Annotated in this window: 27 protein-coding genes; 26 read left to right on the top strand and 1 reads right to left on the bottom strand. The window is 63.8% G+C overall.

The genetic code is table 11. The features are described 5' to 3' along the window. The 22 genes from rpsC to WCE59_RS08420 all read left to right on the top strand — a co-directional run bounded on the left by rpsC (position 1) and on the right by WCE59_RS08420 (position 13029). A complete protein-coding gene (rpsC, locus tag WCE59_RS08525) occupies positions 1-735 on the top strand; it encodes a 30S ribosomal protein S3 (RefSeq protein WP_343258321.1) in 735 nt (244 codons plus the stop codon). A 2-nt stretch (positions 736-737) separates the two neighbouring features. Further along, the gene (gene rplP, locus WCE59_RS08520) at positions 738-1151 is read left to right on the top strand and encodes a 50S ribosomal protein L16 (protein WP_343258320.1); all 414 of its coding nucleotides are present in this window, start codon (positions 738-740) and stop codon (positions 1149-1151) included. A 1-nt stretch (position 1152) separates the two neighbouring features. Continuing rightward, positions 1153-1356 carry a 50S ribosomal protein L29 gene (gene rpmC / locus WCE59_RS08515; protein ID WP_343258319.1) on the top strand — a complete coding sequence of 68 codons (204 nt, stop codon included), beginning with the start codon at positions 1153-1155 and terminating at the stop codon, positions 1354-1356. Between the two features lie 33 nt (positions 1357-1389). Then, complete coding sequence (gene rpsQ / locus WCE59_RS08510) at positions 1390-1653, top strand: 30S ribosomal protein S17 (RefSeq protein WP_343258348.1); 264 nt, start codon at positions 1390-1392, stop codon at positions 1651-1653. A 15-nt stretch (positions 1654-1668) separates the two neighbouring features. Beyond that, positions 1669-2037 (top strand): 50S ribosomal protein L14, encoded by a 369-nt coding sequence (gene rplN / locus WCE59_RS08505; protein WP_343258318.1) that lies wholly within the window; start codon positions 1669-1671, stop codon positions 2035-2037. Positions 2038-2053: 16 nt separating this feature from the next. Continuing rightward, a complete protein-coding gene (gene rplX, locus WCE59_RS08500; protein WP_343258317.1) occupies positions 2054-2374 on the top strand; it encodes a 50S ribosomal protein L24 in 321 nt (106 codons plus the stop codon). A gap of 11 nt (positions 2375-2385) precedes the next feature. Further along, positions 2386-2922, top strand: coding sequence for a 50S ribosomal protein L5 (gene rplE, locus WCE59_RS08495; RefSeq protein WP_343258316.1), 537 nt, complete (start codon positions 2386-2388; stop codon positions 2920-2922). Positions 2923-2937: 15 nt separating this feature from the next. Beyond that, entirely contained in the window at positions 2938-3243 is a 306-nt protein-coding gene (gene rpsN / locus WCE59_RS08490) for a 30S ribosomal protein S14 (RefSeq protein WP_343258315.1), read from the top strand. Positions 3244-3284: 41 nt separating this feature from the next. Beyond that, positions 3285-3680: a 30S ribosomal protein S8 gene (gene rpsH / locus WCE59_RS08485; RefSeq protein WP_343258314.1), complete on the top strand. Its 396-nt coding sequence runs from the start codon at positions 3285-3287 to the stop codon at positions 3678-3680. Positions 3681-3693: 13 nt separating this feature from the next. Beyond that, positions 3694-4221 (top strand): 50S ribosomal protein L6, encoded by a 528-nt coding sequence (gene rplF / locus WCE59_RS08480; RefSeq protein WP_343258313.1) that lies wholly within the window; start codon positions 3694-3696, stop codon positions 4219-4221. Positions 4222-4268: 47 nt separating this feature from the next. After that, positions 4269-4622 carry a 50S ribosomal protein L18 gene (rplR, locus tag WCE59_RS08475; RefSeq protein WP_343258312.1) on the top strand — a complete coding sequence of 118 codons (354 nt, stop codon included), beginning with the start codon at positions 4269-4271 and terminating at the stop codon, positions 4620-4622. A 290-nt stretch (positions 4623-4912) separates the two neighbouring features. Next, positions 4913-5455 carry a 30S ribosomal protein S5 gene (gene rpsE / locus WCE59_RS08470; protein WP_343258311.1) on the top strand — a complete coding sequence of 181 codons (543 nt, stop codon included), beginning with the start codon at positions 4913-4915 and terminating at the stop codon, positions 5453-5455. Next, positions 5448-5645 carry a 50S ribosomal protein L30 gene (rpmD, locus tag WCE59_RS08465; protein WP_343258310.1) on the top strand — a complete coding sequence of 66 codons (198 nt, stop codon included), beginning with the start codon at positions 5448-5450 and terminating at the stop codon, positions 5643-5645. The genes rpsE and rpmD overlap by 8 nt, the downstream gene beginning before the upstream one ends. A 6-nt stretch (positions 5646-5651) precedes the next feature. Then, positions 5652-6089, top strand: coding sequence for a 50S ribosomal protein L15 (gene rplO, locus WCE59_RS08460; protein ID WP_343258309.1), 438 nt, complete (start codon positions 5652-5654; stop codon positions 6087-6089). Between the two features lie 20 nt (positions 6090-6109). After that, on the top strand, positions 6110-7432 hold the full coding sequence (gene secY / locus WCE59_RS08455) for a preprotein translocase subunit SecY (RefSeq protein WP_343258347.1): 1323 nt from the start codon (positions 6110-6112) through the stop codon (positions 7430-7432). A 341-nt stretch (positions 7433-7773) separates the two neighbouring features. Further along, on the top strand, positions 7774-8130 hold the full coding sequence (rpsM, locus tag WCE59_RS08450; protein WP_343258308.1) for a 30S ribosomal protein S13: 357 nt from the start codon (positions 7774-7776) through the stop codon (positions 8128-8130). A gap of 9 nt (positions 8131-8139) precedes the next feature. Continuing rightward, positions 8140-8529 (top strand): 30S ribosomal protein S11, encoded by a 390-nt coding sequence (gene rpsK, locus WCE59_RS08445; RefSeq protein WP_343258307.1) that lies wholly within the window; start codon positions 8140-8142, stop codon positions 8527-8529. A gap of 14 nt (positions 8530-8543) precedes the next feature. Continuing rightward, positions 8544-9179, top strand: coding sequence for a 30S ribosomal protein S4 (rpsD, locus tag WCE59_RS08440; protein WP_343258306.1), 636 nt, complete (start codon positions 8544-8546; stop codon positions 9177-9179). Between the two features lie 177 nt (positions 9180-9356). Then, positions 9357-10355: a DNA-directed RNA polymerase subunit alpha gene (locus tag WCE59_RS08435; RefSeq protein WP_343258305.1), complete on the top strand. Its 999-nt coding sequence runs from the start codon at positions 9357-9359 to the stop codon at positions 10353-10355. A 228-nt stretch (positions 10356-10583) separates the two neighbouring features. Further along, entirely contained in the window at positions 10584-10970 is a 387-nt protein-coding gene (gene rplQ, locus WCE59_RS08430) for a 50S ribosomal protein L17 (RefSeq protein WP_343258304.1), read from the top strand. A 91-nt stretch (positions 10971-11061) separates the two neighbouring features. Continuing rightward, on the top strand, positions 11062-11568 hold the full coding sequence (locus WCE59_RS08425) for a disulfide bond formation protein B (RefSeq protein WP_343258346.1): 507 nt from the start codon (positions 11062-11064) through the stop codon (positions 11566-11568). 66 nt (positions 11569-11634) lie between these two features. Next, positions 11635-13029, top strand: coding sequence for a class II 3-deoxy-7-phosphoheptulonate synthase (locus WCE59_RS08420; protein WP_343258303.1), 1395 nt, complete (start codon positions 11635-11637; stop codon positions 13027-13029). Between the two features lie 48 nt (positions 13030-13077). Here the strand turns inward: WCE59_RS08420 and typA are convergent, their stop codons facing one another. After that, a complete protein-coding gene (gene typA, locus WCE59_RS08415) occupies positions 13078-14925 on the bottom strand; it encodes a translational GTPase TypA (protein ID WP_343258302.1) in 1848 nt (615 codons plus the stop codon). Between the two features lie 123 nt (positions 14926-15048). On the opposite strand from typA, the gene WCE59_RS08410 reads away from it, so the two are divergent. The 4 genes from WCE59_RS08410 to WCE59_RS08395 all read left to right on the top strand — a co-directional run bounded on the left by WCE59_RS08410 (position 15049) and on the right by WCE59_RS08395 (position 18298). Continuing rightward, positions 15049-15543, top strand: coding sequence for a peptidylprolyl isomerase (locus WCE59_RS08410; RefSeq protein WP_343258301.1), 495 nt, complete (start codon positions 15049-15051; stop codon positions 15541-15543). A 147-nt stretch (positions 15544-15690) separates the two neighbouring features. Beyond that, positions 15691-16890, top strand: a complete 1200-nt coding sequence (locus WCE59_RS08405) for a pyridoxal phosphate-dependent aminotransferase (protein WP_343258344.1) — start codon at positions 15691-15693, stop codon at positions 16888-16890. 13 nt (positions 16891-16903) lie between these two features. Next, positions 16904-17263, top strand: a complete 360-nt coding sequence (locus WCE59_RS08400) for a glutaredoxin family protein (protein ID WP_343258300.1) — start codon at positions 16904-16906, stop codon at positions 17261-17263. A gap of 48 nt (positions 17264-17311) precedes the next feature. Next, on the top strand, positions 17312-18298 hold the full coding sequence (locus WCE59_RS08395; protein ID WP_343258299.1) for a malate dehydrogenase: 987 nt from the start codon (positions 17312-17314) through the stop codon (positions 18296-18298). The last annotated feature ends 88 nt before the right edge of the window (positions 18299-18386 follow it).

The following is an 18386-nucleotide window of genomic DNA, read 5'->3' as shown; positions in this document are numbered from 1 at the left end:
ATGGGTAATAAGGTACATCCGACCGGCTTTCGCCTCGGGGTTTCCAAGGACTGGAACTCCAAGTGGTACGCCGACAAGAAGGATTTCGCAGGCTATCTGACCGCCGACCTCAAGGTTCGCGAGATGCTGCGCAAGAAACTCTCCCAGGCCGGTATCAGCAAGATCCTGATCGAGCGCCCGGCCAAGACCGCCCGCGTCACCATCCACACCGCCCGTCCGGGCGTGGTGATTGGCAAGCGCGGTGAGGACATCGACCGTCTGCGCAAGGAAGTGAGCGACATGATGGGCGTTCCGGCGCACATCAACGTCACCGAAGTGCGCAAGCCCGAGTTGGACGCACAGCTGGTGGCCGAGTCGATCGCACAGCAGCTCGAGCGTCGCATCATGTTCCGTCGCGCCATGCGCCGGGCCGTGGGCAACGCGATGCGCCTGGGCGCCCTGGGTATCCGGATCAACGTTGCCGGCCGCCTCAACGGCGCCGAAATCGCGCGTTCGGAGTGGTACCGCGAAGGTCGCGTGCCGCTGCACACCCTGCGTGCGGACATCGACTACGGGGTTGCCGAAGCCAGCACCACTTACGGAATCATCGGCATCAAGGTGTGGGTCTACAAGGGCGAGATCTTCGATTTCAGCCAGGTGGGCCAGGAAAAGCAGGACGATTCGCCGCGCAGCGATCGTGGCGATCGCAACGAGCGCCCGCGCGGTCCGCGTCGTGATCGGCAGGCGAGGGACTAATCATGCTGCAACCCAAGCGAACCAAATACCGCAAGATGCACAAGGGCCGCAACGACGGTCTGTCGTGGAACGGCAACCTCGTGAGCTTTGGCGAATTCGGCCTCAAGGCCACCCAGACCGGTCAGATCACCGCGCGCCAGATTGAAGCCGGCCGCCGTTCGATCAGCCGCCATGTGAAGCGCGGCGGAAAGATGTGGATCCGGGTGTTCCCCGACAAGCCGATCACCAAGAAGCCGATCGAAGTGCGCATGGGATCGGGCAAGGGCAACGTGGAGTACTGGGTAGCCCAGATCCAGCCCGGCCGCATGATCTACGAGATCGAAGGCGTTGATGAGGCAACCGCGCGCGAGGCGTTCCGCCTGGCCGCTGCCAAGCTTTCGGTCACCACTCAATTCGTGACCCGGACGGTACGCTGATATGGCAACCATCAACGAACTTCGCGAAAAGTCGGCTGAGGACCTGCAGACCCACCTGGTGGACCTGCACAAGGAACAGTTCTCGCTGCGTATGCAGAAGGCCACCGGCCAGCTCGACAAGACCCACGAGGCCCGCCGGGTGCGCCGCGACATCGCGCGCGTCAACACCCTTCTTGGCCAGATCAAATCTGGCTCACAGAAGTAAGGAAGGCCGACGATGAACGAGAACGTTACCGATATGAAGCAGGCCGAAAAAAAGCTGCGCACGGTTGAAGGCCGGGTGGTCAGCAACAAGATGGACAAGACCGTGACGGTCCTGGTCGAACGCCAGGTCAAGCACGCGCTGTACGGCAAGTACATCCGCCGCTCGACCAAGCTGCACGCCCACGACGCCGAGAACTCCTGCAACGAGGGCGATACCGTCCGCGTGGTGGAGATCGCGCCGATGTCCAAGACCAAGAACTGGCGCGTGGTCGAGATCGTCTCGCGCGCGGCCGAGTAAGGAAGGAGCGCTGACATGATCCAGACAGAAAGCCGCCTCGACGTGGCCGACAACTCCGGCGCCAAGGAAGTGATGTGCATCAAGGTGCTCGGTGGCTCCAAGCGCCGCTACGCCGCGATCGGCGACATCATCAAGGTGTCGATCAAGGACGCCATCCCGCGTGGTCGCGTCAAGAAGGGCGAGGTGTACAACGCCGTCGTGGTGCGGACCCGCAAGGGCGTGCGCCGTGCAGACGGTTCGCTGATCCGCTTCGATGGCAATGCCGCGGTGCTGCTGAACGCCAAGCACGAGCCGATTGGCACCCGCATCTTCGGACCGGTGACGCGCGAGCTGCGCTCCGAGAAGTTCATGAAGATCGTCTCGCTCGCGCCTGAAGTGCTGTGAGCGGAGGACAGGAATAATGGCTATCAACCGTATCAAGAAGGGCGACCACGTCATCGTGACCGCCGGCAAGGACAAGGGTAAGCGCGGCGACGTTGTGCGCGTGGACGGCGATCGGGTAACCGTGTCGAACATCAACATCGTCAAGCGCCACACCAAGCCCAACCCCCAGGCTGGACAGCCCGGCGGAATCATCGAGCGCGAAGCGCCGATCAACGTGTCCAATGTGATGCCGTTCAACCCTGCTACCGGCAAGGGCGAGCGCATTGGTATCAAAGTGCTGGAGGATGGACGCCGGATTCGGGTGTTCCGCTCCAGTGGTGAAGCGCTCGACGCTTGAGGAATGAAGAAATGAGCCGTCTGGAAAAGTTCTACAAGGAAGAGGTGATGCCGAAGCTCATGGAGCAGTTCGGTTACACCAATCCCATGCAGGTGCCGAAGGTATCCAAGATCACGCTGAACATGGGCGTGGGTGAGGCTGCCACCAACAAGAAGGTGCTGGAAAACGCAACCGCCGACATGGCCAAGGTGTCCGGCCAGAAGCCGATCGTGACCAAGTCGCGCGTGTCCGTGGCCTCGTTCAAGATCCGTGATGGCTGGCCGATCGGCTGCAAGGTGACCCTGCGTCGCCAGCGGATGTACGAGTTCCTGGATCGCCTGATCAACGTCTCGCTGCCGCGCGTGCGCGACTTCCGCGGTGTGTCGGCGCGTTCGTTCGACGGACGCGGCAACTTCAACATGGGTGTGAAGGAGCAGATCATCTTCCCGGAGATCGACTTCGACCAGGTTGATGCGGTCCGCGGCATGGATATCGCCATCACCACCACCGCGAAGACCAACGAGGAGGCCAAGGCCCTGCTCGAGGCCTTCCGCTTCCCGTTCCGCTGAGGAAGAGATTCAACTATGGCAAAGAAATCAATGGTCAACCGCGAAGTCAAGCGGGCGAAGCTGGCGGAGAAGTATGCCGCCAAGCGCGAAGAGCTGAAGAAGATCATCTCCAGCCCGACCGCCGACTACGACGAGAAGATGGACGCCGTGGCCAAGCTGCAGAAGCTGCCGCGTGACTCCTCTCCGTCCCGCCAGACCAGCCGCTGCGCCCTGACCGGCCGGCCGCGTTCGGTGTACAGCAAGTTCGGCCTCGGCCGTAACAAGCTGCGCGAGGCCACCATGCGTGGCGACGTACCAGGTCTGCGTAAAGCGTCCTGGTAAACAATCAAAATCCTTACGGATATCGATGCAGGTAAACTGATATGAGCATGACTGATCCCATCGCCGACATGCTGACGCGCATGCGCAATGCGGCAGCGGTTGGCAAGCCGGCGGTGAAGATGCCCTCATCCAAGATGAAGGTTTCGATCGCCAAGGTCCTCAAAGACGAGGGCTACATCACCGATTGGCGCGTGATCGAGAACGGTGCGAAGGCCGACCTCGAAGTCGAACTGAAGTATTACGAAGGCCTCCCGGTCATCGAGAAGATGCAGCGTTTCTCGCGGTCCGGCCTGCGCCAGTACCGCGGCAAGGACGACCTGCCGAAGGTGCTCAACGGGCTGGGTATCGCCATCATTTCAACCTCCAGGGGCATCATGACCGATGCGCAGGCGCGCCAGCAGGGCGTCGGCGGTGAAGTCCTGTGCTTCGTGGCCTGACGGAGAAAAAAGAATGTCCCGTATTGCCAAGAAGCCGATTCCCCTGCCCAAGGGCGTAGACCTGACCATCCAGGACGCGTCGCTGAGCGTGAAGGGCCCGAAGGGCTCGCTGTCCATGGCCCGTCCGGAAGGCATCGATATCAAGGTCGAGGACGGCAACGTCGTACTCGCTCCGGTCGAGCCGCACCATATGGCCATTACCGGCACCGTTCGCTCGATCCTGGGCAACATGGTGCACGGCGTGTCGGAAGGTTTTGAGCGCAAGCTCGAGCTGGTCGGCGTTGGTTACCGTGCCGCTGTGCAGGGCAAGGACCTGAACCTGACCCTGGGCTTTTCCCACCCGGTGCTGTTCCCGATCCCGGAAGGGATCACGATCACCACGCCAACCCAGACCGAGATCCTGGTTGTCGGTGCTGACAAGCAGCAGGTAGGGCAGGTTGCCGCCAAGATCCGTGGATACCGTCCGCCAGAGCCCTACAAGGGCAAGGGCGTGAAGTACGCCGGTGAACAAATCATCCGCAAGGAAGCCAAGAAGGCTTAAGCGGTCACCATCCGCGCCGATCCGCTTCCAACTGAGAAGACACAGCTATGGACAAGAATAAAGCTCGCCTGCGTCGCGCCCGTTCCACGCGCTCGCGCATCCGCGAACGCGAGGTGCCGCGCCTGTCGGTGCTGCGCACCGGCCAGCACCTGTATGCACAGGTGTTCACTTCCGACGGCTCGAAGGTTCTGGCTGCTGCCAGCACCACCCAGGCCGACGTGCGTGAGGGCCTGAAGGGCCTGAACAACATCGAAGCCGCTATCAAAGTGGGCAAGGCCATCGCCGAAAAGGCGAAGGCTGCCGGTATCGAGAAGGTCGCTTTTGACCGCTCTGGCTACCGCTACCACGGCCGCGTCAAGGCCCTGGCAGATGCCGCACGCGAAGGTGGTTTGCAGTTCTGATCCGTGAAGTGCGCGGGCGGAAGTACGCTTCCGCCACTTGAGGGCTGTTACACCGGCTCTCGTTGGCGTAATATTGCGGGTTCGCTATTCCCCGGCCCGGGGCAACCGGGCCGGGTTTTTACCGGAAAAGCGCGGGCTTCCGCGCATCCCGGGCCTTGGTTCATCCGCCGGTGCGGTCAAGCACCGGACGTCCGTCGCCTTCTGTGTGGCGAGGCGGAACACGGCAACAGCACCCAACAACAAGCGGCACAAGCCGTACATTCCCGATACTGACAAAGGCAAACAGAAAGATGGCAGAAGAACGCTCACCGCGCGGCCGCGACCGTAATCGGCGCGATCGCGAGGAAATGGACGACGGGATGATCGAGAAGCTCATCACGGTCAATCGCGTCGCCAAGACCGTCAAGGGCGGTCGCCAGTTCACCTTCACCGCGCTGACGGTTGTCGGCGACGGCGAAGGCCGGATCGGCTTTGGCTACGGCAAGGCCCGTGAAGTCCCGCTCGCAATCCAGAAGTCGATGGAAGCCGCCCGCAAGGGCATGAGCACCATCGAGCTCAATGGCGGCACCTTGTGGCACACGGTCAACGCCAATCACGGCGCGGCCCGCGTGTTCATGAAGCCCGCCTCCGAAGGTACCGGTGTGATCGCCGGTGGTGCCATGCGCGCCGTACTCGAGGCGGTTGGTGTGAAGGACGTGCTGGCCAAGGCCGTCGGCTCGCGTAACCCGATCAACCTGGTGCGCGCCACGATCAAGGGCCTGCAGTCGATGCATTCGCCCACCAAGATCGCGGCCAAGCGCGGCAAGAAGGTGGAGGAACTTCACCATGGCTAAGAACGAAACCGCCGGCGGCACCGTCAAGGTGCGCCTGGTCAAGGGCCTGCAGGGCACCCAGGGACGTCACCGCCTGTCGGTGCGCGCACTGGGCCTGCGGAAGATCAACGACGTCCGCGAACTGAAGGACAGCCCGCAGGTGCGGGGCCTGATCAACAAGGTCCAGTATCTGGTCCGGGTCGAGGAGTAATCGACAATGCGACTTAACACCATGAAGCCCGCAGAGGGCGCCCGTGCCGAGCGCAAGCGCGTCGGTCGCGGTATCGGCTCCGGCCTGGGCAAGACTGCCGGTCGTGGTCACAAGGGCACGTTCGCGCGCTCGGGCAAGGGCAAGATCAAGGCGGGCTTCGAAGGCGGCCAGATGCCGCTGCGCAAGCGTCTGCCGAAGGTCGGCTTCCGCTCGCGTACCGCCGGCGACACCGCCGAGGTCTTCCTGTACCAGCTGGACAAGCTGGAGGGTGACATCGACTTCAAGGCACTGCGTGCTGCGAAGCTGGTGTCGTCGACCGCCAAGCGCGCCAAGATTGTGGCGAAGGGCGAAGTGACGAAGAAGCTCGTGCTCAAGGGCGTGCTGGCCACGGCCGGTGCCCGCGCGGCGATCGAAGCCGCCGGCGGCAGCATTGAGGAAGCCTGATGTCGCGTAGCGCTGGCGCCATGGGTGGCCTGGGTTCAGGCCTGGGCAAGTTCACCGAGCTGCGGCAGCGTTTGCTGTTCGTGGCCGGTGCGCTGCTGGTGTACCGCATCGGGTGCTATATCCCGGTGCCGGGCGTCAACCCGGACGCGATGCTGCGCCTGATGGAGCAGCAGCAGGGCACCATCGTGGACATGTTCAACATGTTCTCCGGTGGTGCGCTGGAGCGCTTCAGCCTGTTCGCGCTGAACGTGATCCCCTACATCTCGGCCTCGATCGTCATGCAGCTGATGGTGCAGATCGTGCCCAGCCTGAAGGCGATCCAGCGTGAGGGCGAGTCCGGCCGTCGCAAGATCACCCAGTGGTCGCGCCTCGGTGCGATTCCGCTGGCGATCTTCCAGTCAGCCGGTATCGCTGTGGCGCTGCAGAGTTCGGGTGCCGGCGCGGGCCTGAACGTGGTCTACGCCCCGGGTATGGGCTTCGTGCTGACCGCCATCGTGGCGCTCACTGCCGGCACCATGTTCCTGGTGTGGCTGGGTGAGCAGGTGACCGAGCGGGGCATCGGCAACGGTGTGTCGCTGATCATCTTCGCCGGTATCGTGGCGGGGCTGCCTGGCGCGATCTTCACTACGCTGGAGCAGGCGCGCAACGGCGACATGAGCCCGATCGCGGTGATCATGATCGCGGTGATCGTGATGGCCTTCACCTTCTTCGTGGTGTTTATCGAGCGTGGCCAGCGCAGGATCACGGTCAACTACGCGCGTCGTCAGGGTGGGCGGAACGCCTACCAGAACCAGACATCGTTCCTTCCGCTGAAGCTCAACATGGCGGGTGTGATCCCGGCGATTTTCGCTTCGTCGATGATCATGTTCCCGGCCACCGTTTCCACCTGGTTCGGCCAGGCGGGTTCGGCACTGTGGCTGCAGCGGGCGGCGCAGGCGCTGTCTCCGGGGCAGCCGCTGTACATCCTGCTTTACGGCGGGCTGATTGCCGGCTTCACCTTCTTCTACACGGCGCTGGTGTTCAACAGCCAGGAAACCGCCGACAACCTGAAGAAGTCCGGTGCCCTGATTCCCGGTATTCGTCCGGGCAAGGCAACGGCGGAGTATGTGGACGGCGTGCTGACGCGGCTGACCGCGGCGGGCGCGACCTATCTGGTCATCGTCTGTCTGCTGCCCGAGTTCATGCGTACCGAACTCAATGCGTCGTTCTACTTCGGCGGCACTTCGCTGCTGATCGTGGTGATCGTGGTGATGGACTTCATTTCCCAGATCCAGGCGCACCTGATGTCGCACCAGTACGAAAGCCTGCTCAAGAAGGCCAACCTCAAGGGCGGCAAGCGCTGAGGCGAAACTGAAACAAAAGCGGCCTCGCAGGGCCGCGTGGATCCCGGGACGTAGCGCCCGGATCCTGATGGGCGACCCGGGCGGCGATCTCGCGCACGGGTGGGCCGGTGCCAGTCCTCACTGGGTGGGTGGGGCGGCCAGGGCGGAATCCGATTCCGTTCCGGCACAGCGCAGGTCCTTCGCCGGAGCATGGGCACACTCCCCATGCCGGAGTCCACGGGATTTTTATCCCGGGGGCTTCCTGAAGAGCCGAGATCCTGATACAATTTCTTGTTCACTCTGCCCGATGCGTGCCGTTTTGGTGTCGTCCCGGTCAGACTAACCAGTTTGGAGACCGCGTAATGGCGCGTATTGCTGGCGTCAACCTGCCCGCCCAGAAGCATGTCTGGGTTGGGCTCCAGAGCATCTACGGCATTGGCCGTACCCGTTCCCGGCAGGTCTGTAATGCGGCTGGCGTCGATGAGACGACCCGCATTGTTGACCTGTCCGAGCCTGAAGTCGAACGTCTGCGCGCCGAAATCGGCAAGTTCGTGGTGGAGGGTGACCTTCGCCGTGAAGTAGGCATGTCAATCAAGCGTCTGATGGACCTGGGCAGCTATCGCGGCCTGCGTCATCGTCGCGGTCTTCCCCTCCGCGGCCAGCGCACCCGCACCAACGCTCGTACCCGCAAGGGCCCGCGCAAGCCGATCAGGAAGTAAGGAATAGCCATGGCAAAGCCGGCAGCCAAGACCCGGAAGAAGATCAAGCGCGTCGTCACCGACGGCGTCGCCCACGTCCACGCATCGTTCAACAACACGATCGTGACCATCACCGACCGCCAGGGCAATGCACTGTCCTGGGCGACTTCGGGAGGCTCGGGTTTCCGTGGCTCGCGCAAGTCGACCCCGTTTGCGGCACAGGTAGCAGCAGAGAGGGCCGGCAAGGCCGCTCTGGACTACGGCCTGAAGTCGCTGGAAGTGCGCATCAAGGGCCCAGGTCCGGGCCGTGAATCCGCCGTGCGTTCGCTGAACAACGTCGGGTACAAGATCACCAACATCATCGACGTGACGCCGATCCCGCACAACGGGTGCCGTCCGCCGAAAAAGCGCCGCGTCTGAGGGAGCGATAAGAAATGGCACGTTACATCGGTCCTACCTGTAAGCTCGCCCGTCGCGAAGGCGTCGATCTGGGCCTGAAGAGCCCCACCCGCGCGCTTGATTCCAAGTGCAAGCTGGATCAGAAGCCTGGCCAGCACGGTGCCGGTACCGGCGCCCGTCGCAGCAAGCTGTCCGACTACGCCAACCAGCTGCGCGAAAAGCAGAAGGTCAAGCGTATCTACGGCCTGCTGGAGCGTCAGTTCCGCAACTACTACAAGAAGGCTTCGACCAAGAAGGGCAACACCGGCGAGAACCTGCTGCAGGCGCTGGAAACCCGTCTGGACAACGTCGTCTACCGCATGGGCTTTGCGGTGACCCGTCCGTCGGCCCGCCAGCTGGTGTCGCACCGCGGCGTGACCGTAAACGGTCAGATCGTCAACCTGCCGTCCTTCCAGGTGAAGGCTGGCGACGCAATTGCCCTGACCGAGAAGGCCCAGAAGCAGATGCGCGTGCAGGAAGCGCTTGACGTTTCCGCGCAGATGGATCTCTCGCCGGGCTGGGTCGAAGTTGACGCCAAGAAGTTCAGCGGTGTGTTCAAGGCGGTGCCGGATCGCGGCGATCTGCCGCCCGACATCAACGAAGCATTGATCGTCGAGCTGTACTCGAAGTAAGGGCCGCCTGATCTGCGGAGCCTTCGCGCTCCGTGGAACATGCAGATGCCCACACCACCAGGCCGGTGCGCTACGCGCATCGGCCGCCCTCTTGAAAAAAGGGGGCCCCAAATGCAAACGCCAAGGCAATCAACTACCGGTTCCCGCCGGTGAGCCATTGCAGGAGAAGCCAATAACATGACGGTTACCGCCAACCAGGTCCTGCGCCCCCGCGCCCCGCAGATCGAGCGCCTGAACGGCAATCGCGCCAAGGTCGTGATCGAGCCGTTGGAGCGTGGATACGGGCATACGCTTGGCAACGCGCTGCGCCGCGTGCTGCTTTCGTCCATCCCCGGCTTTGCGATCACCGAGGTCGAGATCGACGGCGTCCTGCACGAATACAGTGCCATCGAAGGCCTGCAGGAAGACGTGCTTGAAGTCCTGCTGAACCTGAAGGATGTCGCCATCCGGATGGGCACGGGTGAGTCTTCCACGCTGGCCCTCAGCAAGTCTGGTCCGGGCGTTGTGACCGCCGGTGACATCAAGCTCGACCACAACGTCGAGGTGCTCAACCCCGACCACGTGATCTGCAACCTGACCAAGGATGCGTCGATCAACATGCAGCTGAAAGTCGAGCGCGGCTTCGGTTACCAGCCGGCAGCGGCCCGCCGCCACCCGGACGAAGAGACCCGCACGATCGGTCGTCTGATGCTGGATGCGTCGTTCTCCCCGGTGCGCCGCGTGGCGTACGAGGTTGAAGCGGCACGCGTCGAGCAGCGCACCGACCTGGACAAGCTGGTTCTGGATATTGAAACCAACGGCACGATCGATGCCGAGGAAGCCGTGCGCACCGCCGCCGACATCCTCACCGATCAGCTGTCGGTGTTCGGCGACTTCACCAACCGTGACCGCGGCGCAAGCAAGCCGCAGCCGGCCGGTGTGGATCCGCTGCTGCTGCGTCCGATCGATGATCTGGAGCTGACCGTGCGTTCGGCCAACTGCCTGAAGGCGGAGAGCATCTACTACATCGGTGATCTGATCCAGAAGACCGAGGTGGAGCTGCTCAAGACCCCGAACCTGGGCAAGAAGTCGCTCACCGAGATCAAGGAAGTGCTGGCGCAGCGTGGCCTGTCGCTCGGCATGAAGCTTGAGAACTGGCCGCCGCCGGGCCTCAACAGCCACGGCATGCTGGGCTGAGAAAGCGGTTGCGAGCCACGTGGCTCGCGCGCTCGAAACGCCCGGTCAGCATGGCCGGGCGGGGCTCTCCGGAGCCATTCAGTTGCAACAGTACACAGCGTCGACGGCCCAAGGCCGCGACCAACGCCGGCGAAGGACGCCGGTCAGGACCATCCGCAGTCCATGTTCCAACGCCAGGAAGGCGACAGCGAAATCCAGCGTTTCAACACTCACTAAGGAAGCACACACATGCGCCATCAGAAATCCGGCCGCAAGTTCAGCCGCACCAGCGCCCATCGCCAGGCGATGTTCAAGAACATGGCCGCGTCCCTGTTCAAGCACGAACTGATCAAGACCACCCTGCCCAAGGCCAAGGAACTGCGCCGCGTCGCCGAGCCGCTGATCACCCTGGCCAAGGTCGACAGCGTTGCCAACCGTCGTCTGGCGTTTGCGCGTCTGCGCGACAAGGAAGCCGTGGGCAATCTGTTCACCACCCTTGGCCCGCGCTACCAGGCGCGTCCGGGCGGCTACCTGCGCATCCTCAAGTGCGGCTTCCGTGCGGGTGACAATGCGCCGATGGCCTACGTTGAGCTGGTTGACCGTCCGCAGGCTGATGTTGCCGGCGACGACGACTGATCTAGTGCTCGTTACCTGATCGAATCCAGAAACCCCGACCCACGTGTCGGGGTTTTTGCTATCTTGCGCTGCCTCAGCAACGGTCCTGCCAATGAGCAAGAACACACCCCGCTCCCGTTTCCGGATCCAGATGCTGGTCGCCGCCGCGATTTGTTTCGCGCTGGTCGGATTCGCGATCTTTTCGCAGCTGCAGTGGGGGCTGGATCCGTGTCCGCTGTGCATCTTCCAGCGGTTGGCGTTTGTCGGCCTGGGTGTGGTTCTGCTGGCTGCCGGGGTTTTCGCACCACGGGCGCCCTGGGGCCGGCGCGTCTGGTCATTGCTCGCTGCGATCGCGGCGGGTTCAGGCGTTGCGATTTCCGCTCGTCATGTGTGGCTGCAGCTGTTTCCTCCGCCGATTCCCGCCTGTGGTCCGCCACTGGATTTCCTGCGCGACACTCTGTCTACCGGCCACCTGATTCGTCGGGTTCTCACCGGGACTGGTGACTGCGGCACGATGGATTGGAGCTTTCTTGGCCTTTCCATGCCGATGTGGGCGTTGGCCTGGTTTGTGCTGCTCGGAGCATGGGCGTTGTACGCGGGTTTCAGCCGCAGCCGATAGGCGTCGCTGCAAATTGACGCGTTGCAACAATCTGTCATGATGGCGGACCGCTACAGGTAGTTGCCAATGACCCAGCCAGAACGCTCCCTCCGTGCCGTGAACATGCCCGCCGAATGGGGGCCGGACAGCTGGCGCGGTCGACCGGCCCTGCAGCTGCCGACGTATCCTGATGCGGATGAGCTGGCCGACGTGCAGGGGGAGCTGGCCGCGCTGCCGCCGCTGGTGACTTCCTGGGAAATCCTCAGCCTCAAGCAGCAGCTTGCCGAAGCCCAGGAAGGGCGGCGGTTCCTGCTTCAGGGCGGCGATTGTGCCGAGAATTTCAGCGACTGCAGCTCGGAAGTGATTTCAAACCGGCTCAAGGTGCTGCTGCAGATGAGCCTGGTGCTGGTGCACGGCATGCGCATGCCGGTGGTGAGGGTAGGGCGCTTCGCCGGCCAGTACGCCAAGCCGCGCTCCACCGATACCGAGACCCGCGATGGCGTGGTGCTGCCGAGCTACCGCGGCGACATCGTCAACGGGCCGGACTTCACCGCGGCCGCGCGCACGCCGGATCCGCGGCGCATGGTCAAGGCGCATGCACGCTCGGCCATGACCATGAACTTCATCCGCTCGCTGATCGACGGTGGCTTTGCCGATCTGCACCACCCCGAATACTGGGGTCTGGAGTGGGTGGGCGATTCGCCGCTGGCCGAGGAATACCAGCGCATGGTCAATGGCCTGGGCGATTCGGTGCGTTTCATGGAAACGCTGGTGGGAACCCAGGTGCACGAGCTGAAGCGGGTGGATTTCTATACCTCGCACGAGGCTTTGCTGCTGCCCTACGAGGAGGCACAAACCCGTCAGGTGCCGCGCCAATGGGGCTGGTTCAACCTCAGCACCCACTACCCCTGGATCGGCATGCGCACCTGCGCGTTGGAGGGTGCGCATGTCGAGTACTTGCGTGGGATCCGCAATCCGATTGCGGTGAAGGTGGGGCCATCAGTGACCCCCGACCAGCTGCGCAAGCTGATCGACGTGCTCAATCCCGATGACGAGCCCGGGCGCCTGAGCCTGATCCACCGGATGGGCGCCGCGCACATCGGTGAGAAGCTGCCGCCGTTGCTGGACGCGATCCGCCGTGACGGTCGCCGCGTGCTGTGGGTGTGTGACCCCATGCACGGCAATACCGAAGCCAGCAGCAACGGCTACAAGACCCGGCGTTTCCATAACATCCGCAGCGAGATCGAGCAGTCGTTCGACATCCACGCGGCTGCAGGTACGCGCCTGGGCGGCGTGCATCTGGAACTGACCGGCGAAGACGTTACCGAATGCACGGGCGGTGCCCGCGAGCTGACCGATATGGATCTCAGCCGGGCTTATCGCTCATCGGTCGATCCGCGGCTGAACTACGAGCAGGCGCTGGAAACAGCGATGCTGATCGGTCGCAAGCAGGCCTCGCTGGGAGCGCCGGCAACGGCGTGACTCCCAGCCGGCAGAAGCCGGCTGGGTCACAAGTCAGGTCAGGTCAGTTCAGGACGAGCGGCTGGCGCGCTTGCGGTCCACTTCGGTGCGGTGCTTCTTGCGCAGCCGGATCTGGTTCGGGGTGACTTCGACCAGTTCATCGTCATCGATGAACTCCAGCGCCTGCTCCAGCGAGAACTTGACCGGCGGCACCAGGCCTTCGTCATCATCCTTGCCGGTGGCGCGGAAGTTGGTCAGCTGCTTGCCGCGCAGCGCGTTGACGGTCAGATCGTTGTCCTTGGAGTGGATGCCGATCACCTGACCCTCGTAGATCTCTTCGCCGGGCTCGATGAACAGCCGTCCGCGCTCCTGCATCGCCATCTGTGCGTAGGCCGGAGACGGGCCGGTGCCATTGGAGATCAGCACGCCGTTGCTACGCTGGCCGATATCCGCATCGGACCTCGGTCCGTAGTGATCGAACACGTGGAACAGCATGCCGGTGCCCGAGGTGATGGTCTTGAACTCGGTCTGGAAGCCGATGAGCCCACGTGCGGGAATGATGAACTCAAGCCGCACGCGGCCCTTACCGTCGGGTTCCAGGTTCTGCAGCACGGCCTTGCGCTCGCCCAGACGACCCATCACGTTGCCCTGGTGCTCCTCGTCCACGTCGGCGACCAGCGCCTCGTAAGGCTCTTCGGTCACGCCATCGACTTCGCGCAGGATCACTTCCGGACGCGACACCGCCAGCTCGTATCCTTCGCGGCGCATGGTTTCGATCAGGATGGACAGGTGCAGCTCGCCGCGGCCGGAGACCGTGAACCGGTCGGCGTCGGCGGTATCTTCAACCCGCAGCGCCACGTTGTGGCGGGTTTCGCGGATCAGGCGGTCGCGCAGCTGGCGCGAAGTCAGGAACTTTCCGCCGGAACGGTCCTTGACCCCCGCGAACGGCGAATCGTTGACCTGGAAGGTCATGGAGATGGTGGGCTCATCCACCGCCAGTACCGGCAGCTGCTCCACTGCCGACGGATCGCACAGCGTGTCGGAGATGCCGAGGTTGTCGATGCCGGAGAAGGCGATGATGTCGCCGGCGCTGGCTTCCTGCACCTCGACCCGCTCCAGTCCCATGAAGCCCAGCACCTGCATCACCTTGGCGTTGCGGGTGATGCCATCGGCGGCGATCACGGTCACCTGCTGGTTGGTCTTGACCTTGCCGCGCTGGATCCGGCCCACGCCGATCACGCCCACGTAGCTGTTGTAGTCCAGCGTGGTCACGCGCATCTGGAACGGGCCTTCCGGATCCACCGGCGGCGGCGGAACATGGCGGGTGATCGCCTCGAACAGCGGGGTCATGTCGCCGCTGCGTACGGTGTCTTCCAGGCCCGCATAGCCCTGCAGGCCGGAGGCGTAGATCACCGGAAAGTCCAGCTGCTCATCGGTGGCGCCCAGGCGATCGAACAGGTCGAAGGTCTGGTCGAGCACCCAGCTCGGACGCGCGCCCGGCCGATCCACCTTGTTGACCACCACGATCGGCTTGAAGCCCATCGCGAAGGCCTTCTGGGTGACGAAGCGGGTCTGCGGCATCGGCCCGTCCATCGCGTCCACCAGCACCAGCACCGAGTCGACCATTGACAGCACGCGCTCGACTTCGCCGCCGAAGTCGGCGTGTCCGGGGGTGTCGACGATGTTGATGCGCCAGACTTCACCGGTTTCCGGATGGGTCCAGCGGATCGCGGTGTTTTTGGCGAGGATGGTGATCCCGCGCTCTTTTTCGATATCGCCGCTGTCCATCACCCGGTCGGGGACGATGGTGCGTTCGTCGAACGTGCCCGACTTGCGCAGAAGCTGGTCGACAAGGGTGGTTTTTCCATGGTCGACGTGGGCGACGATGGCAATATTGCGGAGGCGTTCGACTGACATGGATTTGGGCATCGGGCAGGCCGCACCCTGGTGCCATGGCAGGCAGGCGCGGGAAAGGACAGGGGTTAGCCGGGTATTATAGCGCGCTTGACCCCTCCTCACCTGTCCAGAAGGAAAATCCACATGTCCCTGCACGCCCTGTTCGATACCGACCGCGGCCAGATCAAGATCGAGCTGCTGGCCGACAAGGCCCCGCTGACCGTCGCCAACTTCGTCAACCTGGCGAAGAAAGGCTTCTACGACGGCCTGAACTTCCATCGCGTGATTGCCGATTTCATGGTCCAGGGCGGTTGCCCCCAGGGCACCGGTACCGGTGGCCCGGGCTACCGGTTCGAGGATGAAACCGATAACGGCGTGCCGCACGAGCGCGGCGTGCTGTCGATGGCCAACGCCGGGCCGAGCACCAACGGCAGCCAGTTCTTCATCACCCATATCAAGACCGACTGGCTGGATGGCAAGCACACCGTATTCGGCAAGGTCGTTGAAGGCCTGGATGTGGTGGATGCGATCAAGCAGGGCGACGCCATCACCTCGGTCAAGATCGAAGGCGATGCGGATGCCGTGCTGGCCGCCAAGGCCGACCGTGTCGCTGAGTGGAACAAGGTCCTGGCAGCCTGAGCCAGGTTCGACAGCGCCGGCCTGTTCGGGCCGGCGCGCTCCTGCGGCCTGGGGGCTCCTGCGGGTTGGACGCTCCTACGGCCTCGGTCCTGCGGTGATAAAATCGGCGGTTTCCACCAGGTCAGGAGCGCTTACAAAGTGTCAGCAATGCCCACGCTTGCCAGGCGCATCAGTCGCGCCCGCCCCAGCGCCATCATGCAGGTGGCCCAGAAGGCCAACCGGCTGAAGGCGGAAGGCCGCGATGTCATCAATTTCTCCATCGGTGTTCCCAACTTCCTGCCCGGCGAACATGTGTACGCCGCCGCCCACGCCGCGATCGACAACGACTCCGGCCAGTACGGCAGCAACCGCGGCTCCGATGCGCTGCTCGATGCGTTCCTCGGTCATATCGAAGCGCTGGGCCTGACCGGCTACACCCGCGCCAACTGCGCGACCGGCATCGGCGCCAAGCACCTCATCCACAACCTGGCCGAGGCACTGCTGGATGAAGGCGACGGCATTGCCTTCCCGACCCCGTACTGGACCAGCTACCTGGACATTGCCGAGATCGTCAATGCGAAGGTGCAGCTGCTGCCGTGCCCGCCCGAACAGGATTACAAGCTCACGCCGGCCCAGCTGGATGAGGCGCTGGCGCAGAAGCCGAAGGTGTTCCTGTTCAACAACCCTTCCAACCCGACCGGCATGGTCTATACCCGGGAGGAGATCTCGGCGCTTGCCGACGTGCTCGTCAAGCACCCGGAAACCTGGATCATCACCGACGACATCTACAATCGGATGGTGTTTGACGGCGTCGGCTACCACAACTTCGTCCAGGCACGACCGGAGCTGCGCGACCGGGTGATTTTCCTCGATTCGCTGTCCAAGACCTGGGGCATGCCCGGCTGGCGCGTGGGCCTGATGGCCGGTCCGGAAGTGGTGGCCCAGGCCGTGGCCACGCTCAACTCCAACCACATCACCGGCCTGCCCGAGGTGGCCGCCGCCGCCGCGATCGCGGCGCTGTCCGGCCCGCAGGACGTGCCGGACGCCAAGCGCGAGGAGTTCCAGGCCAAGCGCGACCAGGTGTTGGACGCGCTGGCCGCGATCCCCGGCGTGGTCTGCCCGCGGCCGCAGGGCGCGTTCTACGTGTTCCCTGATATCAGCGTGGCGTTCGGCAAATCGCACAACGGCACGCGGATCGAAAACGACGTTGATTTCTGCACCGCGCTGCTCGAGTCCAAGGCCGTCGCCTGCGTGCCGGGCTCGGCGTTTGGCGAGCCGCGCAGCATGCGGATCAGCTATACCTGCCCGACGCCTCAGCTGGCATCGGGACTGGAACGGATCGGCGAATTTTTCGCCGAGCTGGCTTGAGGCAGGCAGGTTGATGCGCGCGCTGTGGATCCTGGCCGTGGTCGCGCTCATCGGCGGCATCCTGCACTTTCGCAATGGGTCCGGAGCGGCGGAGCTGCATCCGGACGATCCGCGCCACGGTACCGGCAATGACCGGATCGTGATGCTGGCGGCCGACTGGTGCGGCTACTGCCGCAAACAGCAGGCCGAGTTTTCCAGCGCCAACGTGCGCTACCGCATCCTGGATGTGGATACCGAAGAGGGCGGCCGGGCCATGCGCGCGGTCGGCGCCCGGACCGTGCCAGTGACGATCATCGGCCAGGACCTGGTGCGCGGCTACAACGTGGCTGCCCTGGATGAAAAGCTGTCCCCGTTGGGTTACCGCGTTTACTGAGCGATGCCCGCAACCCCACGCACGAACATGCATGAAGAGGAACTACCCATGAAAACGCCCGTCCGAGTTGCCGTTACCGGCGCCGCTGGCCAGATCGGCTACGCCCTGCTGTTCCGCATCGCTTCCGGCGAAATGCTGGGCAAGGACCAGCCGGTGATCCTGCAGATGCTGGAGCTGCCGATCGACAAGGCCCAGGCCGCGCTGAAGGGCGTGATGATGGAACTGGAAGACTGCGCCTTCCCGCTGCTGGCCGGCATGGTTGGCACCGATGATCCGGAAGTCGCGTTCAAGGACGCCGACATCGCCCTGCTGGTCGGCGCGCGTCCGCGCGGCCCGGGCATGGAGCGCAAGGACCTGCTGCTGGAGAACGCGAAGATCTTCACCGCCCAGGGCGCGGCGCTGAACAAGGTCGCCAGCCGCGACGTCAAGGTGCTGGTGGTCGGCAACCCGGCCAACACCAACGCCTACATCGCGATGAAGTCGGCGCCGGACCTGAAGGCGAAGAACTTCACCGCCATGCTGCGCCTGGATCATAACCGCGCGCTGAGCCAGCTGGCCACCAAGCTGGACAGGCCGGTGGGCGGCATCGAAAAGCTGATCGTGTGGGGCAACCACAGCCCGACCATGTACCCGGACTACCGCTTCGCCACCGCTGAGGGTGCTTCGATTGCCGACGCCATCAACGACCAGCAGTGGAACGCCGATACCTTCATCCCTACCGTGGGCAAGCGCGGCGCAGCGATCATCGAGGCGCGCGGCCTGTCTTCTGCCGCTTCGGCCGCCAACGCCGCCATCGACCACGTGCGCGACTGGGTGCTGGGTTCGAACGGCAAGTGGGTGACCATGGGCGTGCCGTCCGACGGCAGCTACGGCATCCCCGAGGGTGTGATCTTCGGTTTCCCGGTGACCACTGAAAACGGCGAGTACACGATGGTGAAGGACCTGCCGATCGACGACTTCAGCCAGAAGTACATCGACAAGACCCTGGCCGAGCTGGAGGAAGAGCGCGCCGGCGTGGAGCACCTGCTGGGCTGATCCGTCCTGACCCGGTGCCGCGCCCGGCTGGCGCGGCACCGCGGTAAGACCAATGTCTTAGCGCCCTCGCGCGTCCGCGGCCCTAGCC

It is taken from the genome of Luteimonas qiangzhengi (assembly GCF_039548515.1).
In the GTDB taxonomy this organism is placed as follows: domain Bacteria; phylum Pseudomonadota; class Gammaproteobacteria; order Xanthomonadales; family Xanthomonadaceae; genus Luteimonas.
The sequence above is the reverse complement of the archived record's forward strand: the minus strand, read 5'-3'. Positions and strand labels throughout refer to the sequence as shown.

Bases quoted from the DNA above. Each gene is read 5' to 3' on its own strand.
- rpsM (WP_343258308.1), top strand. From the start codon at position 7,774: ATGGCGCGTATTGCTGGCGTCAACCTGCCCGCCCAGAAGCATGTCTGG.
- rplN (WP_343258318.1), top strand. From the start codon at position 1,669: ATGATCCAGACAGAAAGCCGCCTCGACGTGGCCGACAACTCCGGCGCC.
- rpsQ (WP_343258348.1), top strand. From the start codon at position 1,390: ATGAAGCAGGCCGAAAAAAAGCTGCGCACGGTTGAAGGCCGGGTGGTC.
- rpsC (WP_343258321.1), top strand. From the start codon at position 1: ATGGGTAATAAGGTACATCCGACCGGCTTTCGCCTCGGGGTTTCCAAG.
- rplO (WP_343258309.1), top strand. From the start codon at position 5,652: ATGCGACTTAACACCATGAAGCCCGCAGAGGGCGCCCGTGCCGAGCGC.
- WCE59_RS08405 (WP_343258344.1), top strand. From the start codon at position 15,691: ATGCCCACGCTTGCCAGGCGCATCAGTCGCGCCCGCCCCAGCGCCATC.
- WCE59_RS08395 (WP_343258299.1), top strand. From the start codon at position 17,312: ATGAAAACGCCCGTCCGAGTTGCCGTTACCGGCGCCGCTGGCCAGATC.
- WCE59_RS08435 (WP_343258305.1), top strand. From the start codon at position 9,357: ATGACGGTTACCGCCAACCAGGTCCTGCGCCCCCGCGCCCCGCAGATC.
- rpsD (WP_343258306.1), top strand. From the start codon at position 8,544: ATGGCACGTTACATCGGTCCTACCTGTAAGCTCGCCCGTCGCGAAGGC.
- rpmD (WP_343258310.1), top strand. From the start codon at position 5,448: ATGGCTAAGAACGAAACCGCCGGCGGCACCGTCAAGGTGCGCCTGGTC.
- rpsN (WP_343258315.1), top strand. From the start codon at position 2,938: ATGGCAAAGAAATCAATGGTCAACCGCGAAGTCAAGCGGGCGAAGCTG.
- secY (WP_343258347.1), top strand. From the start codon at position 6,110: ATGGGTGGCCTGGGTTCAGGCCTGGGCAAGTTCACCGAGCTGCGGCAG.
- rplQ (WP_343258304.1), top strand. From the start codon at position 10,584: ATGCGCCATCAGAAATCCGGCCGCAAGTTCAGCCGCACCAGCGCCCAT.
- rplE (WP_343258316.1), top strand. From the start codon at position 2,386: ATGAGCCGTCTGGAAAAGTTCTACAAGGAAGAGGTGATGCCGAAGCTC.
- typA (WP_343258302.1), bottom strand. From the start codon at position 14,925: ATGTCAGTCGAACGCCTCCGCAATATTGCCATCGTCGCCCACGTCGAC.
- rpmC (WP_343258319.1), top strand. From the start codon at position 1,153: ATGGCAACCATCAACGAACTTCGCGAAAAGTCGGCTGAGGACCTGCAG.
- rpsK (WP_343258307.1), top strand. From the start codon at position 8,140: ATGGCAAAGCCGGCAGCCAAGACCCGGAAGAAGATCAAGCGCGTCGTC.
- WCE59_RS08400 (WP_343258300.1), top strand. From the start codon at position 16,904: ATGCGCGCGCTGTGGATCCTGGCCGTGGTCGCGCTCATCGGCGGCATC.
- rplR (WP_343258312.1), top strand. From the start codon at position 4,269: ATGGACAAGAATAAAGCTCGCCTGCGTCGCGCCCGTTCCACGCGCTCG.
- rpsH (WP_343258314.1), top strand. From the start codon at position 3,285: ATGAGCATGACTGATCCCATCGCCGACATGCTGACGCGCATGCGCAAT.
- rplP (WP_343258320.1), top strand. From the start codon at position 738: ATGCTGCAACCCAAGCGAACCAAATACCGCAAGATGCACAAGGGCCGC.
- rplX (WP_343258317.1), top strand. From the start codon at position 2,054: ATGGCTATCAACCGTATCAAGAAGGGCGACCACGTCATCGTGACCGCC.
- WCE59_RS08410 (WP_343258301.1), top strand. From the start codon at position 15,049: ATGTCCCTGCACGCCCTGTTCGATACCGACCGCGGCCAGATCAAGATC.
- WCE59_RS08425 (WP_343258346.1), top strand. From the start codon at position 11,062: ATGAGCAAGAACACACCCCGCTCCCGTTTCCGGATCCAGATGCTGGTC.
- rpsE (WP_343258311.1), top strand. From the start codon at position 4,913: ATGGCAGAAGAACGCTCACCGCGCGGCCGCGACCGTAATCGGCGCGAT.
- rplF (WP_343258313.1), top strand. From the start codon at position 3,694: ATGTCCCGTATTGCCAAGAAGCCGATTCCCCTGCCCAAGGGCGTAGAC.
- WCE59_RS08420 (WP_343258303.1), top strand. From the start codon at position 11,635: ATGACCCAGCCAGAACGCTCCCTCCGTGCCGTGAACATGCCCGCCGAA.